At 67.2% G+C, this 13,819-nt stretch carries 12 protein-coding genes; 9 read left to right on the forward strand and 3 right to left on the reverse strand.

Annotated elements, in window-relative coordinates; translation table 11 throughout:
* Nucleotides 1-24 precede the first annotated feature (24 nt).
* The 4 genes from cysW (at nt 25) to ASD35_RS22050 (ending at nt 2,945) form a co-directional block, all read left to right on the forward strand.
* Nucleotides 25-909, forward strand: coding sequence for a sulfate ABC transporter permease subunit CysW (gene cysW, locus ASD35_RS22035; RefSeq protein ID WP_056877060.1), 885 nt, complete (start codon nt 25-27; stop codon nt 907-909).
* A 1-nt stretch (nt 910) separates the two neighbouring features.
* Nucleotides 911-1,963 (forward strand): sulfate/molybdate ABC transporter ATP-binding protein, encoded by a 1,053-nt coding sequence (locus ASD35_RS22040; protein WP_056877061.1) that lies wholly within the window; start codon nt 911-913, stop codon nt 1,961-1,963.
* A gap of 91 nt (nt 1,964-2,054) precedes the next feature.
* Nucleotides 2,055-2,273 carry a molybdopterin-binding protein gene (locus ASD35_RS22045; RefSeq protein ID WP_056877062.1) on the forward strand — a complete coding sequence of 73 codons (219 nt, stop codon included), beginning with the start codon at nt 2,055-2,057 and terminating at the stop codon, nt 2,271-2,273.
* An 84-nt stretch (nt 2,274-2,357) separates the two neighbouring features.
* Entirely contained in the window at nt 2,358-2,945 is a 588-nt protein-coding gene (locus tag ASD35_RS22050) for an alpha/beta hydrolase (RefSeq protein WP_056877063.1), read from the forward strand.
* 38 nt (nt 2,946-2,983) lie between these two features.
* Here the strand turns inward: ASD35_RS22050 and ASD35_RS22055 are convergent, their stop codons facing one another.
* Nucleotides 2,984-5,032 carry a family 43 glycosylhydrolase gene (locus ASD35_RS22055; protein WP_200956081.1) on the reverse strand — a complete coding sequence of 683 codons (2,049 nt, stop codon included), beginning with the start codon at nt 5,030-5,032 and terminating at the stop codon, nt 2,984-2,986.
* Nucleotides 5,033-5,321: 289 nt separating this feature from the next.
* Here ASD35_RS22055 and ASD35_RS26805 point away from each other — a divergent pair, with 289 nt between their 5' ends.
* The 3 genes from ASD35_RS26805 to ASD35_RS22070 all read left to right on the forward strand — a co-directional run bounded on the left by ASD35_RS26805 (nt 5,322) and on the right by ASD35_RS22070 (nt 10,247).
* Complete coding sequence (locus tag ASD35_RS26805; protein WP_082580350.1) at nt 5,322-6,923, forward strand: glycoside hydrolase family 43 protein; 1,602 nt, start codon at nt 5,322-5,324, stop codon at nt 6,921-6,923.
* A 121-nt stretch (nt 6,924-7,044) separates the two neighbouring features.
* The gene (locus ASD35_RS22065; RefSeq protein WP_056877065.1) at nt 7,045-8,652 is read left to right on the forward strand and encodes a glycoside hydrolase 43 family protein; all 1,608 of its coding nucleotides are present in this window, start codon (nt 7,045-7,047) and stop codon (nt 8,650-8,652) included.
* Between the two features lie 59 nt (nt 8,653-8,711).
* Nucleotides 8,712-10,247, forward strand: coding sequence for an alpha-N-arabinofuranosidase (locus ASD35_RS22070; protein WP_056877066.1), 1,536 nt, complete (start codon nt 8,712-8,714; stop codon nt 10,245-10,247).
* A gap of 29 nt (nt 10,248-10,276) precedes the next feature.
* On the opposite strand, the gene ASD35_RS22075 is transcribed toward ASD35_RS22070, so the two are convergent.
* Complete coding sequence (locus tag ASD35_RS22075) at nt 10,277-10,669, reverse strand: ester cyclase (protein WP_235538423.1); 393 nt, start codon at nt 10,667-10,669, stop codon at nt 10,277-10,279.
* Nucleotides 10,670-10,834: 165 nt separating this feature from the next.
* On the opposite strand from ASD35_RS22075, the gene ASD35_RS22080 reads away from it, so the two are divergent.
* Entirely contained in the window at nt 10,835-11,731 is an 897-nt protein-coding gene (locus ASD35_RS22080; protein ID WP_056877068.1) for a helix-turn-helix transcriptional regulator, read from the forward strand.
* A gap of 53 nt (nt 11,732-11,784) precedes the next feature.
* On the opposite strand, the gene ASD35_RS22085 is transcribed toward ASD35_RS22080, so the two are convergent.
* Nucleotides 11,785-12,660, reverse strand: a complete 876-nt coding sequence (locus ASD35_RS22085) for a dienelactone hydrolase family protein (RefSeq protein ID WP_235538425.1) — start codon at nt 12,658-12,660, stop codon at nt 11,785-11,787.
* A 128-nt stretch (nt 12,661-12,788) separates the two neighbouring features.
* Between ASD35_RS22085 and ASD35_RS22090 the strand changes: the two genes are divergently transcribed.
* Entirely contained in the window at nt 12,789-13,763 is a 975-nt protein-coding gene (locus ASD35_RS22090; RefSeq protein WP_056877486.1) for a CysB family HTH-type transcriptional regulator, read from the forward strand.
* Nucleotides 13,764-13,819 lie beyond the last annotated feature (56 nt).

Genomic DNA, 13,819 nt, shown 5'->3' on the forward strand with positions numbered 1-13,819 from the left:
TGGGGCGGCCCGGCGGGAGGCGCGATGAGCACCGCATTGCACATCGCACCGCCCCGCGCCCGCGCCAAGTACCAGGACAACCCCGCCACGCGTGAATCACCGGCCGTCCGCTTCACGCTGCTGGCGCTGGGCCTGGGCTTCTTCGCCATCTTCCTCGTGCTGCCGCTGGTCGCCGTGTTCACCGAGGCGCTGCGCAAGGGCTGGGAGGTCTACTTCGCGTCCTTGGCCGACGAGGAGACCTTCTCGGCCATCAAGCTCACGCTGATCGCGGCCGCCATCGCCGTGCCGCTGAACCTGGTGTTCGGCCTGTGCGCATCCTGGCTGATCGCCAAGCACGAGTTCCGTGGCAAGCAGATCCTCATCACGCTGATCGACCTGCCCTTCTCGGTCTCGCCGGTCGTGGCCGGCCTGATGTACGTGCTGATCTTCGGCGCGCAGGGCTGGTTCGGGCCGTGGCTTCAAGAGCACGACGTGAAGATCATCTTCGCCGTGCCGGGCATCGTGCTGGCCACCGTGTTCGTGACCTTCCCGTTCGTCGCGCGCGAGCTGATCCCGCTGATGCAGGCGCAAGGCCGCGACGAAGAAGAGGCCGCGATCGTGCTCGGCGCCAGCGGCTGGCAGACCTTCCGCCGCGTCACGCTGCCCAACATCAAGTGGGGCCTGCTGTACGGCGTCATCCTCTGCAATGCGCGCGCGATGGGCGAGTTCGGCGCGGTGTCGGTCGTGTCGGGCCACATCCGCGGCCTGACGAACACACTGCCGCTGCACGTCGAGATCCTCTACAACGAATACCAGTTCGCCGCGGCCTTCGCCGTCGCGTCGCTGCTGGCGCTGCTGGCGCTGGTGACGCTGGTGATCAAGCAATTCATCGAATGGCGTGCCAGCCAGTCGACGACCCGGGAAGAATGAGATGGGCATCCAGGTTCAGAACATCCACAAGAGCTTTGGCAACTTCACCGCGCTCGGCGACGTGTCGCTGGACTTCCCCACCGGCGAACTGGTCGCGCTGCTGGGCCCGTCGGGCTGCGGCAAGACCACGCTGCTGCGCATCATTGCCGGCCTGGAGCAGGCTGACGCAGGGCGCGTGCTGCTGGACGGCCAGGACGCGTCGGACACGCATGTGCGCGAGCGCCAGGTCGGCTTCGTGTTCCAGCACTACGCGCTGTTCCGCCACATGACCGTGTTCGACAACGTCGCCTTCGGCCTGCGCGTGAAGCCGCGCAAGCAAAGGCCCAGCGAGGCCGACATCAAGAAGCGCGTCACCGAGCTGCTCAAGCTGGTACAGCTCGATTGGCTGGGCGACCGCTTCCCGCCGCAGCTTTCGGGCGGCCAGCGCCAGCGCATCGCGCTCGCCCGCGCGCTGGCCGTCGAGCCGCGCGTGCTGCTGCTGGACGAGCCCTTCGGCGCGCTGGACGCCAAGGTGCGCAAGGAGCTGCGCCGCTGGCTGCGCCGCCTGCACGACGAGCTGCACATCACCAGCATCTTCGTCACGCACGACCAGGACGAGGCGCTGGAGGTGGCAGACCGCATCGTGCTGATGGACCATGGCCGCGTGGAGCAGGTCGGCACACCGCAGGAGGTCTACGAGCGCCCGGCGACGCCGTTCGTCTACGGCTTCCTGGGTGCGGTCAACCGCTTCGTGGGCCATGCGCGCGGCGGCGTGCTGCACATGGGCGAGCACCAGCTGCCGGGCGCGCACGGCGAGGGTGAATTCCAGGCCTATGCGCGGCCGCATGAGCTGCAGATCGAGACGGACGAGTCGGCGCCCGGCTTGGCCGCAACTGTGGAACGGGTGCTGTCGTTCGGCGCCAGCGCACGGGTCGAGCTGATCGGGCCGGATGGGCAGCCGCTCGAAGCGGAGCTGACGCGAGACCAGGCGGAGGCGCTGCAGTTGCGGGGTGGGCAGCGGGTGAAGCTGAGTGCGGCCAAGCTGAGTCTGTTCGAGGCTGGCGCGGGAATCTGATAGACGCTTTGCGCATGCGCTGCTGCGCAAGCATTCGTTCCCTGACGTCACGGCGTTGCGCACACTGAGGGCTCCCCATCCAGGAGTCTCCATGAGCATCACCGCCATCAACGTGCGCAACCAGTTCCGCGGCACCATCAAGGAAATCATCGAAGGCTCGGTCGTGTCCGAAGTCGACGTCATCACCCGCAACGGCGACATCGTCACGTCCGTCATCACGACGCGCTCGGTCAAGGACCTGGGCCTGGAGGTCGGCCGCGAGGTCGTGGCGCTGGTCAAGTCGACCGAGGTGTCGATTGCGACGCTGTGACGACGCCATGAGCGCGATCGCACGGCCGCCCGAAGAGGCGCTCGCGTCCCTCCCGGAGGGGCCCGCGAAGCGGAGGGTGCACCAATGAGCTACAAGGCCCCGCGCATCCTCATCATCCCGGGCCTGCACGACAGCGGCCCGGCGCATTGGCAGAGCTGGCTGCAGGGCCAGTACCGCGACGCCCGACGCGTGACCCAGCGAGACCCGAGCAAGCCTGCACTGGAACGCTGGGCCGAGCGCATCCAGCGCACCCTGGAAGTGGCCGGCAAGGGTGAATGGCTGGCGGTGGCCCACAGCTTTGGTTGCCTGGCGCTGGCCCGTCACCTGGACGACCATCCCGACTCGCCGATCCGCGAGGCTCTCTTCGTGGCACCCGCCGAGCCCGACAAGTTCGGCATTGCCGAGTCCCTGCCCCACCACCGCCTGCCGCGGCGCTCGCGCCTGATCGCCAGCAGCAACGACCCCTGGATGAGCGCCGCCAGCGCCGCGCGATGGGCGCACCGCTGGGGCGCCAGCTACAGCAACCTCGGCGCCGTGGGCCACATCAACGCCGAGGCCGGCTTCGGGCCGCTGCCGGTGGCCAAGAGCTGGGTCGAGGCAGCGCGCGCACGCGCGGCCGCCGAACAGCGGCCGCGCCATGCCGAGTTCAGCGAATGGGCATTCGCCGTTTGAGTGCCGGCTGTGCCAACTGCATCGCCCGGCGCGCCCCTTCACTGCGACCAGATGAAGCGCGCACCGTCGCTGTCGTCCGGCATGGGGCCGGGGCTGTCGACCTTGATCTCCTTGGTCTGCGGATCGATGCGCAGGAAGCGGTGGTTGGCCAATGACATCAGCACCAGTTCGCCCGTCGGGGTTTCGATCCATTGGAAGGTTTGCGCCGTGCCGGGCCGGCCGGCCCCAAGCGTCACATCGCCGTCCTGGTCGACCGTGACATAGCGGCCGCCCGATCGCAGGGCGACGCGGCCCAACCGGCGGTCAACGACCTCGAACCGCGTCGGCACGCCCGAAGCCAGGCGCCCGCCGCCGGCCGCCAAACCGGTCGTCGCGCGAAACGACGCCAGCTGGATTGATCGGCCATAGGGAATGGGCCGCATCAGGCCGCGCGGATGCGGCTGATGCACGTCGATGCTGTCGAAATCGGCAAACCCGCCCTCGGCGCCGGTCGTGCTGTAGTTGAACAAGCCGTAGCGAACGCCCTGGAAGGTGAAGGTCTGGTAGAGCAGCTCGACCTCGTTGCCGATGGGCGTGAAGGTGGCGCCGTCGGACGAATGGCTGAAGCGCGCCCGCTCGGTGAGGAAGTCGCAGTCGGCCCGAAGCCAGATGCGCGTGCCGTTGATCTTCACCCGCACCCGCTGGTCCAGGCGCTGGTCATGAAAGACGACGTTGAGTCCGTCGGCGTTTCTTTCGACGCCCACGGTCGCATACGGCAGATTGAGCAGCCCCAGGCCGGCCGTGTCGCCGGGCTTCAGGTGCGACGCGTCCAGCAGCACGGTCGGCGTGGACGTCGGCCCGATGGCCCGTTGCGTCAGCGTGTTGCGAGCGTCGTAGAACGAGGTCGCCGGCAGCGCGTGCAGCCGCAGGAAACCCGGGCGTTCCGACAACGACCACTTGCCGTCGACCGGGACGTGGTTCCACTGCCACAGCGGCTGCAGGCGCGGCGCCGAGAAATCGTCACTGCGCTGAAACGGCACGCGCACCGGCTGCGGTGTGGCGGTCTTGGGCTTCACCCAGGTTCGCGGCGTGCGCGTCAGGTTGCCCGGCAGTCCGAAGTAGGGCCAGCCATCCTTCCAGGTGATCGGGGACAGGCTGAGCAGGCGGCCGACGGCATTGAAGTCCATCATTGAAAAGCCCCACCACTCGCCCGCAGGTGTCTGGACGATGCCGCCCTGGTGCAACGCCAGGCTGTGCTTGGCGGCGGGGTCGGGCCCCCAGGTCTCGAATGGCGGCTTGGGCGTGCCCAGGCGCTTGCTGGACGCCATGCCGAAGTCCTCGTGCAAGCTGATCGCCTGGTGGACCTCGTAGGGCCCCAGCACATGATCCGCCCGCGCCGCCGGCATGCGGAAGCCGCCCGCGTAGTTGGCGCTGATGATGTAGTACTTGCCGTCGATCTTGTAGAAGTGCGCGCCCTCGCCCATGCCGGCGTCCTTGGCGAACAGGACGCGCTCGGTGCCCGGCACGATGTCGGTCAAGTCCTCCGTCAGCTGGGCCAGGCGCATCTCTTGGTGATCCCAGACCACATACGCCTTGCCATCGTCATCGAACAGGACAGACAGGTCGTGGAAGCTGCGCTTCATCGGCGTGCGTGTCCACGGCCCCTTCGGATCGGTGGCCGTGAACATCTGGGTCGCCTGGCCGTTGACGTTGGTGAAGATGTAGAACTTGCCCCTGTGATAGCGGAAGGACGGCGCCCAGATGCCCTGGCCATAGATGTGGTTGCCGCCCTCCAGCCGGAAGGCCGGGCCGAGGTCGAGCTTGTCCATCGCGTAGGCAACGAACTCCCAGTTGATCAGGTCCTTGGAACGCAGGATCGGCACGCCCGGCATGGTGTGCATGGTCGTGCCGGTCAGGTAGAACCAGTCGTCGACGCGGATCAGGTCCGGATCGGAGAACTCGTCATAGAACAACGGGTTGGTGAAGGTGCCGTTGCCGTTGTCGGGCGTCCAGGTGGCGGTCGACAGGCCCTTGGGCGCGCTACCCGCCGCACCGTCCCGGTTCATCGCAGAGGCCGGCGCAATGTGCGCGATCAGCGCCGCAACCATGCACAACCCCAGCCCGGACAAGGCAACTCCGGTGGATTTGGACCCATGCCGCATGACGATCGACCTTTCAAATGGACTTGTTTTCAGCTGACGCCCAGCCAGCATGCAGCAGTCGGTTGCCGATTGGAATTGGTAGGACCACCTGAAGTCATACCTCACTGACGCAAGTAAACTGGTCAGACCGCCCGCGTTGATAACCACGTGGTCCCGCGGCTCCCCGTCGTTTGCAGTGGGTTGCCTGGACCACACCGGGTGCCACCAACAACCTATCGAAGGTTCACAGCCAGTCATGCGCCTCGCCCCCCTGCTGCACCGCGTCACCCTTTGCTGGGCCGTCCTCGCTTGCACAGCCGTGTCGGCTGCCGAGCCGGCGCCTGGCGCCAATCCGGTGCTGCGCGACCGCTTCACCGCCGACCCCGCGCCGCTGCGCGTGGGCGACACGGTCTACCTCTATGTCGGCCGCGACGAAGCCAAGGGCGACGACTTCTTCCTCATGAAGGAATGGCTGGCTTATTCGTCCAAGGACCTGCGCACCTGGACTTCGCACGGCGCCTTCATGAAGCCCACCGACTTCAAGTGGGCGGTGGGCGATGCCTGGGCCGCGCAGGTGGTGCAGCGCAACGGCCGCTTCTACTTCTACGCCACCGTGCAGCACGACAACACCCACCCCGGCAAGGCCATCGCCGTGGCGGTGGCCGACAACCCGCTGGGCCCGTTCAAGGATGCGCGCGGCTCGGCACTGGTGACCGACGCCATGACGCCGGGCCCCTACAACTGGAACGACATCGACCCGACCGTCCTCATCGACGACGACGGCACCGCCTGGCTGGCCTGGGGCAACCCGGTGCTCTACCTGGCCAAGCTCACGGCCAACATGACCGAGCTGGACGGGCCCATCGAGAAGATCGCGCTGCCCAACTACACCGAGGGGCCGTGGCTGTCCAAGCGCAAGGGCACGTACTACATGACGTATGCGTCCATGGCACACCAGAACGTCTGGGAGCACCTGTCCTACGCCACCGCGCCCAGCCCGCGCGGCCCTTGGACCTACCAGGGCGTGCTGACCGGCCCGACGAAGAACAGCTTCACCATTCACGCCGGCATCCTGGACGACTTCAAGGGCCAGTCCTACCTTTTCTATCACAACGGTTCGGTGACGCTGACCGACGGCCAGACCGGCAACGGCAACCGCCGCTCCGTCACGATGGAGTACCTCCACTACGACGCCGACGGTCGCATGTGGCCCGTCACGCAGACCGAGGCGGGTGTCAGCACGCCCGCGCAGCCGCCCGTCGGCAAGGTGCCCGCGCTGCCGGACCCGGGCCGCTCCGACCCACGTGTGGCGGTGCAGCAGTTCGCCCAGGGCTATCCCGAAACCTGGCCCGGCAGCCCGGCGCTGGCCTCGGTCACCCGGCCCTTCGAGCAGACCCCTGAACCCGTGGGCTTCCACCGCGACGGCGGCGGCGCCAGCCGGCTGGTGCAGACCTTCGTGCCGCGCGCCGACATCCCGCTGGGCCGGCTCAGCCTGTACGCCGGCGACGGCCACGGCACGGACGCCACGCGCTCGCTGCGGCTGTCGCTGCGTGACGTGGAGGCCGGCACCGAACTGCTCGGTGAAGGCCAGGGCCTGGCCATCGCCTACCGGCCGCAAGGCGCCGGGCTGCTGAGCTTTGATTTCGGCGCCCATCCGCCGGTCGTGCTGAAGTCCGGTCGCCGCTACGCGCTGGCGCTGCAGGGCGAGAAAGACGCGCTCACGATCAACCTGCGCGCCAGCCGCAGCGACGTCTATGCCGACGGCGAGGCCAGCCTCGATGACCGTCCGCTGAAGGACCGGGAGAGCGGCCGCCCCGCCGACTTCGCGTTCGCGCTCTACGCGCTCTACGCGCGCTGAGCGGGCTGAGACGGCCGCCGGCCGTCAGGCTTGGCCGGCGCCGCCGTGCCTCGCATAACTACTCCAGAGACAAAACATGGACAAACACACTGGCAGCCTGCGCCGCCCCTCAGGCGGTCTCATGAACCGCCCGCTTTCCTGCTTCCTGATAGCCGTCGTGCTCTCGGCCGCGTCTCAGGCCGCTCCGGCAGCAGAGGCAGCGCAGGCCGCTCCTGCCCACAACCCCCTCATCTGGGCCGACGTCCCGGACATCGCCATCATCCGTGTCGGCAAGACCTACTACATGAGCAGCACGACGATGCACATGAGCCCGGGCCTGCCGATCATGAAGTCGACGGACCTGGTGAACTGGCGCATGGCCTCCTACGCCTACCAGACCCTTGCCGACAACGACGCCCTCCGCCTCGACAACGGCAAGAACGCCTACGGTGAAGGCTCCTGGGCCAGCAGCCTGCGCTACCACGATGGCGTGTTCCATGCCTCGACGTTCGCCGCGAATACGGGGCGCACCCACATCTACACCACGCGCGATCCGGAACGGGGCCCGTGGAAGGAGACGAGCTTCGAGCCGCTGCTGGGAGACCACAGCCTGTTCTTCGACGACGACGGTCGCGTCTACATGGTTTACGGGGGCGGTCGCATCATGCTCACCGAGATGAAGCCCGATCTCTCCGGCCTCAAGCCCGGCGGCGTGAACAAGGTCATCGTCGAAAACGTCAACGCCCTTTTCGGCGCCGATCAGGGCGGGCTCAAGGGCGAGGGCTCGCAGCTTTTCAAGGCCCACGGTCGCTACTACCTCTTCAACATCGCCTCGCCGGGTAGCCGCTGGGCGCGCACCGTGACCATCCACCGCGCCGACACCATCGACGGCCCCTACGAGGGCCGCATCGCGCTCGATGACCGCGGCATCGCTCAGGGCGGCCTCATCGACACGCCAGAAGGCAAGTGGTACGCCTATCTCTTCAAGGACAACGCCGCCGTCGGCCGCATCCCCTACCTCGTGCCCGTGACGTGGAAGGACGGCTGGCCCGTGCTCGGCAAAGACGGCAAAGTCCCCATGACACTGGACATCCCCGCCGGTGCACAAGGTGTCTCGGGCGCCTCCGGCATCGTCGCCTCCGACGAATTCGACCGCCGGCCCGGCGACCCCGACCTGCCCCTGGCCTGGCAATGGAATCACAACCCCGAGCCACGTGACTGGTCGCTCACCAAGCGCCCGGGCCACCTGAGCCTCACCACCAGCCGGACCGTTCCCACACTGCTCGAGGCCCGCAACACCCTCACCCAGCGCACCTTCGGCCCGCGCAGTTCGGCCACCACCCGCATCGACGTGAGCGGCATGAAGGACGGCGACTGGGCCGGCCTGGCCGCTTTCCAGCGGCAGTACGGTTTCGTGGGCGTGAAGATGAACGACGGTGCGAGGTCGCTCGTCAAGGTGAGCGCCGAAACCGACAAGCCCGAAGAGATCGCGTCCATCCCCCTCGCTGGCAAGACCGTGCACCTCAAGGTCGACTGCGAATTCGAGCCCGCGCCCGAAGTCGCCCGGTTCTCCTACAGCCTCGACGGCAAGACCTGGACCCCGATCGGTCGTCCCTCTAGCTTGAAGTACACCTTCCCGCACTTCATGGGCTACCGCTTCGGCCTCTTCTATTACTCGACACAGACCGCTGGCGGCCGTGTCGACTTCGATTACTACCGAGTCGGGCAAGGCACGGAAGACCCGCGCTGACAAGGCGCGACCGCATGCCGCCTTCCTCCACCTGCACCGCGCTTGAATAGACGACCCCAGTGAACACCATCAAACACACCCTCGCCGTCCTCGGCCTGATCACGGCACCGGCTTTTGCCGCCACCCCGGTCAGCATCAACATCGATGCCGGCAAACCCGGCCCGGTCATCAGCAAGTACGTGTACGGCCAGTTCGCCGAACACCTCGGCACCGGCGTCTACGAAGGCATGTGGGTCGGCACGAAGTCCAGCATCCCCAACACCCGGGGCTGGCGCAATGACGTCGTCGGCGCACTCAAGGAACTCCATGTGCCGCTGGTGCGCTGGCCGGGCGGCTGCTTCGCCGACACCTACCACTGGCGCGACGGCATCGGCCCGCAGGACAAGCGCCCGAGCAACATCTACGGCAGCCACATCGAAGAGATCAACGCCGTCGGCACCCACGAGTTCTTCGACCTGATCGAGATGATCGGCGCCGACGCCTACGTCAACGGCAACGTCGGTACCGGCAGCGTGCAGGAGATGGCCGACTGGGTCCAGTACATGACTGCGGAAGGTGGCTCGCCGCTGGCCAGGCTGCGCGCTCTGAACGGGCGCGAGAAACCGTGGAAGGTCGCCTACTTCGGCATCGGCAATGAGTTGTGGGGCTGCGGCGGCAACATGAAGCCCGACTACTACGCGAACCTGTACAGCAACTACGAGCACTTCCTGTGGGCGCCTGAGAAGTCCCGGCCGAAGATGATCGCCAGCGGCGGCAGCGGCTTCGACACGGCGTGGACCCAGGTCCTGAGCAAGGAACTGAAGGGCCGCACGATCGGCATCACCGTCCACCAGTACACCGTCCCGACCGGCAACTGGGAAGTCAAGGGCAAGGACCTCGGCTTCAAGGAAGGCGAGTGGATCTCGACGCTGGCCAACACCTTGAAGATGGATCAGCTGATCAAGGACCACGTGGCCGTGCTGGACAAGAGCGACCCCGAGAAGAAGATCGGACTGATGGTCGACGAGTGGGGCACCTGGTATGACGAAGCGGGCGCCAGAAGCGCGCTGTTCCAGCAGAACTCCCTGCGCGACGCGCTCGTGGCGGCGCTGAACTTCCACATCTTCCATGAGCACGCCGAGCGGGTCACGCTGACCACCATCGCGCAGATGGTCAACGTCCTGCAGGCGATGATCCTGACGGACAAGGAGAAGATGGTCCTGACCCCGACGTACTACACGTTCCAGATGTATGCGCCGTTCCAGGATGCCAAGTCGCTGCCGCTGGCCATCGCCGACAACACCAGCTACACGCTCGGCACCACGACCATTCCTGGCGTGAGCGCTTCTGCGGCCCGCGCCAAGGACGGCAAGGTCTACCTGTCGCTGGTCAACACCGACCCGCACAAGGCGGTCGATGTCGCCGTCAACGTCAGCGGCACGAAGGTCAACGGTGCAGCCGGCAAGGTGCTGACCTCGGCCGCGATGGACGCGCACAACACGTTCCAGAACCCGCAGGTCATCAAGCCGGCGGCGTTCAGCGCACGTGCCGCGGGCGGCAAGCTGTCGATCAAGGTGCCTGCCAAGGCCGTGATGGTGGTCGCCTTGGAGGAGTGACACATCACACGCGAGCGCCTCGCGAGTGTTCAGGAACGCGGCAACCCGCCGATCTGCTGCATCAGCCCAAGCAGGTCAGGTTGCCCCACTTCGGAGATGATCTTCCCGGCCGAGAGCCGATAGATGTTCAGCGCTTGCACAGCAATCGCCTTGCCGGTGGGAGGCACGCCGAAGAAGGCCCCGCGGTGCGTCCCGCGCATCGTGAATCGCGCCGCGATGACATCACCCTCGATGACGGTTTCCTCAAGCGTCCACTGGATGTCGGGGAATCCGCCGCGCATCATCCCGATGATCTCCAGATAGCCCTGCGGCCCGTGCACGGGCTCGGCGCGCCCTGGCACGTGGAACACGGCGTCAGGAGAAACCAACTCCGTGGCGAGCTGTGGGGCCGCGGTGTTGATGAATTCCACGAAGCGGGCCATGAACTGTCGGTTTGTGCTTTGCATCGGTCACCTCGGACTGCCTGTCGGGATGGGCGCAGGGGCATGGTGGCGCCCGGTGCCCGCGTTCCCGTATTGTTCGAGTTGCCGGCGCGTTCAACACGATCAAGGTCGGTTTCCAAATGGTGAATATCGGACAGTGAATCGATGCCGCACGGTACGAGCCCCATCGATATCGAGGAGGTCAAATACCAGCCCTCGTCCGGAAGCACGCGGGATCTCGAGGTCTTCTCGATGTCGGATCTCAGACGCAGGGTGTCCCGAGCCCACCTAGAGCGCCACCACCGCTACGACTTTCACATGTTCGTGCACGTCAGGCGCGGCAAATGCCGCGCCGTGGTGGACTTCAGTCACATCGAGTGTGGCGCCGGATCGCTGCTGACCATTCGACCGGGACAGGTTCACCGCTTCGGCCCGGGAAGCCGTTGGGACGCCGATATCCTGCTGTTCCGACCCCAGCTTCTGCGGGCTTCGCAAGACGAGGAACGCCTGCAGATGCCTGAGCTGATCGACGCGCTTCCCGGCCATCTGCGTCTGGACCGGTCGACGGGCCGGTTCCTGGCCGACACGCTCGCGCGGCTGGAGGGCGAGTGCGCGCTCGACGCCCGGCAACCGCTGCTGAACTGGCTGCTCCAGAGCGAACTGGCAACGCTCGTGACGCGGCTGCACATCTTCAACGCGGTGCAACAGCCGTCCGCCGGAACATCGTCCGACGCGCCGGACCGCTTCCGCCTTTTCAAACGGCTTCTGGACGAGAAGGTGCATCAGTGGCATCACGTTTCGCGCTACGCACAGGCCATGGGATGTTCCGAGAAGACGCTCACTCGCATCTGCAGTGCGGCGGTTGGCGTTGGTGCGAAGGCCTTTATCGCCTCCCGCCTTGCGCTGGAAGCCAAGCGCCTGCTCGTGCACACCGAGATGCCGATTTCCGCCATCGCGCAGCGGCTCGGCTTTGACGAGGCGACCAACTTCACCAAGTTCTTTCGCGGCATTGAAGGATGCACACCGGGCGGCTTCCGCCGTCAGTTCGCTATTTCGTCCTAGCCGCATTCAGCGGTCTCGGCACGCTCGCTTCCGCGCGACGCAGTGAACCGGCGCTAAGTCAACGTCGCTTTGAACACCGCCAGCGTCCGGTCCCAGGCCAGCTGGGCCGAGACCGGGTCGTAGCGCGGCGTCGTGTCGTTGTTGAAGCCGTGCTGAGTGCCGGCATAGGTGAACTGCTCGTAGCGCACGCCGGCCGCCTTCAGCGCGGCCTCGTAGCCCGGCCAGCTCGCGTTGACGCGCTCGTCATTGCCCGCGTGGTGCAACAGCAGCCGCGCCTTGATGCGCGGCACGTCCTCCGCCGCCGGCGCGCCGCCGTAGAACGGCACGGCCACGGCCAGCTGGGGGACTTGCGTGGCGACATGGTTGGCCAGCGTGCCGCCCCAGCAAAAGCCGACGACACCCAGCTTGCCGTTGCCGTCCGGCGCCGCCAGCAGGCCACGCGCGGCGGCCACGATGTCGGCGCGCGCCTTGGCAGGGTCGAGCTTGCCGAACAGCTCGCGCGCCTTGTCCTCGTCGCCGGGGTAGCCGCCCAGCGGCGCCAGTGCGTCGGGCGCATAGGCCACGTAGCCGGCCAGCGCGACGCGGCGCGTGATGTCCTCGATGTGCGGGTTCAACCCACGGTTCTCGTGCACGACGAGCACGGCCGGCAGCTTGCCGGCGGCGTCCACCGGCTTGGCAAGGTAACCCTGCACCTGGCCGTTGCCCTGGGGCGATTCGAAAGCCTGGCGGCGCGTGAGCAGGCGCGGGTCGTCGGGCTTGACCTGCTGGGCCGCGGCGAAGTCCGGGCTCAGCGCGGCGAGCAGCGCCGCCGCACCGGCCGGGCCACCAGCGAAGGCGGCCGCCTGCTCCAGGAAGCCGCGGCGGCTGAGGTCGCCATGCACATAGCGGTCGAACAACGGCCAGGCCTGGGGCGGAATGGGCTGCTTCATGCACATGCTCCTTGGAGGGATGGCCGACTTTAGACGCGACCGCCGCGCCGGGCACGCCAAGGAAGTGCATAACGATATGGCGAATCGTTCGACGACAGATGCACGCGCAGTTCGCAGAATCGCGCCGCATGAATTTCCAGCAACTACGCTCCGTCCGCGAGGCCCAGCGCCGCGGCTTCAACCTGACCGAAGTCGCGCAGGCCCTGCACACCTCACAGCCCGGCGTGAGCCGGCAGATCCGTGAGCTGGAAGAGGAGCTAGGCATCGAGCTCTTCGTGCGTGTCGGCAAGCGCCTCACCGGTCTGACGGAGCCGGGCGAGCAGGTGCTGCCGGTCGTGGAGCGCCTGCTGCAGGAGGCCGAGAATCTGAAGCGCGCGGCCGACGACTTCGCCCAGGCCGGCAGCGGCCGCCTGCGCATCGCCGCCACGCACAGCCAGGCGCGCTATGCACTGCCACCCGCCGTGCGCGACTTCCGCGCCCATCACCCCGACGTGAGCCTGCACCTGCAGCAGGGCTCGCCGCAGCAGATCGCACGCCTGCTGCTCGACGGCGAGGCGGATGTCGGCATCGCCACCGAAGCCCTGGCGCAGTACCCGGAGCTGGTCGCCCTGCCCTGCTACCGCTGGACGCATTCCGTCGTCGTGCCGCCCGAGCATCCGCTGCTGGACGGCCCGCTCACGCTGGCCCGGCTGGCGCAGTTCCCCATCATCACCTACGAGCCCGGCTACACCGGCCGCTCGCACATCGACGAGGCCTTTGCGAACGCGCAGCTGCAGCCGCACATCGTGCTGAGTGCGATGGACGCCGACGTCATCAAGACCTACGTGGAGCTGGGCCTGGGCGTCGGCATCGTCGCAGCCATCGCGTTCGACGAGGAGCGCGACCGCCACCTGCGCGCCATCGATGCGCGTCAGCTGTTCGCCGACAACATGACGCGCCTGGCCGTGCGGCGCAGCGCCTACCTGCGCGACTACGTCTACGAGTTCATCCAGACCTTTGCCTCGCCGCTCAAGCGCGAGGTCGTCGACGCGGCGCGCCACGAGCCGGCCGCGGTGCAGGATGCGGCCCGCGAGCCGGTGCTCGCCTGGTCGAAAGCCGCATGAGCTTGCTCGCACTTCTTCTTTGCCCGCACGCCACCGCCTCCCTAGAGTGAGCCGCC

It is taken from the genome of Pelomonas sp. Root1444 (assembly GCF_001426885.1).
Classification (GTDB): domain Bacteria; phylum Pseudomonadota; class Gammaproteobacteria; order Burkholderiales; family Burkholderiaceae_C; genus Pelomonas.

What these genes read in the sequence shown, in the direction of transcription:
- ASD35_RS22065 (WP_056877065.1), top strand. Translation starts at nt 7,045, where the DNA reads ATGAACCGCCCGCTTTCCTGCTTCCTGATAGCCGTCGTGCTCTCGGCC.
- cysW (WP_056877060.1), top strand. Translation starts at nt 25, where the DNA reads ATGAGCACCGCATTGCACATCGCACCGCCCCGCGCCCGCGCCAAGTAC.
- ASD35_RS22080 (WP_056877068.1), top strand. Translation starts at nt 10,835, where the DNA reads ATGCCGCACGGTACGAGCCCCATCGATATCGAGGAGGTCAAATACCAG.
- ASD35_RS22085 (WP_235538425.1), bottom strand. Translation starts at nt 12,660, where the DNA reads ATGAAGCAGCCCATTCCGCCCCAGGCCTGGCCGTTGTTCGACCGCTAT.
- ASD35_RS22075 (WP_235538423.1), bottom strand. Translation starts at nt 10,669, where the DNA reads ATGGCCCGCTTCGTGGAATTCATCAACACCGCGGCCCCACAGCTCGCC.
- ASD35_RS22040 (WP_056877061.1), top strand. Translation starts at nt 911, where the DNA reads ATGGGCATCCAGGTTCAGAACATCCACAAGAGCTTTGGCAACTTCACC.
- ASD35_RS22050 (WP_056877063.1), top strand. Translation starts at nt 2,358, where the DNA reads ATGAGCTACAAGGCCCCGCGCATCCTCATCATCCCGGGCCTGCACGAC.
- ASD35_RS22045 (WP_056877062.1), top strand. Translation starts at nt 2,055, where the DNA reads ATGAGCATCACCGCCATCAACGTGCGCAACCAGTTCCGCGGCACCATC.
- ASD35_RS22055 (WP_200956081.1), bottom strand. Translation starts at nt 5,032, where the DNA reads ATGGTTGCGGCGCTGATCGCGCACATTGCGCCGGCCTCTGCGATGAAC.
- ASD35_RS26805 (WP_082580350.1), top strand. Translation starts at nt 5,322, where the DNA reads ATGCGCCTCGCCCCCCTGCTGCACCGCGTCACCCTTTGCTGGGCCGTC.
- ASD35_RS22090 (WP_056877486.1), top strand. Translation starts at nt 12,789, where the DNA reads ATGAATTTCCAGCAACTACGCTCCGTCCGCGAGGCCCAGCGCCGCGGC.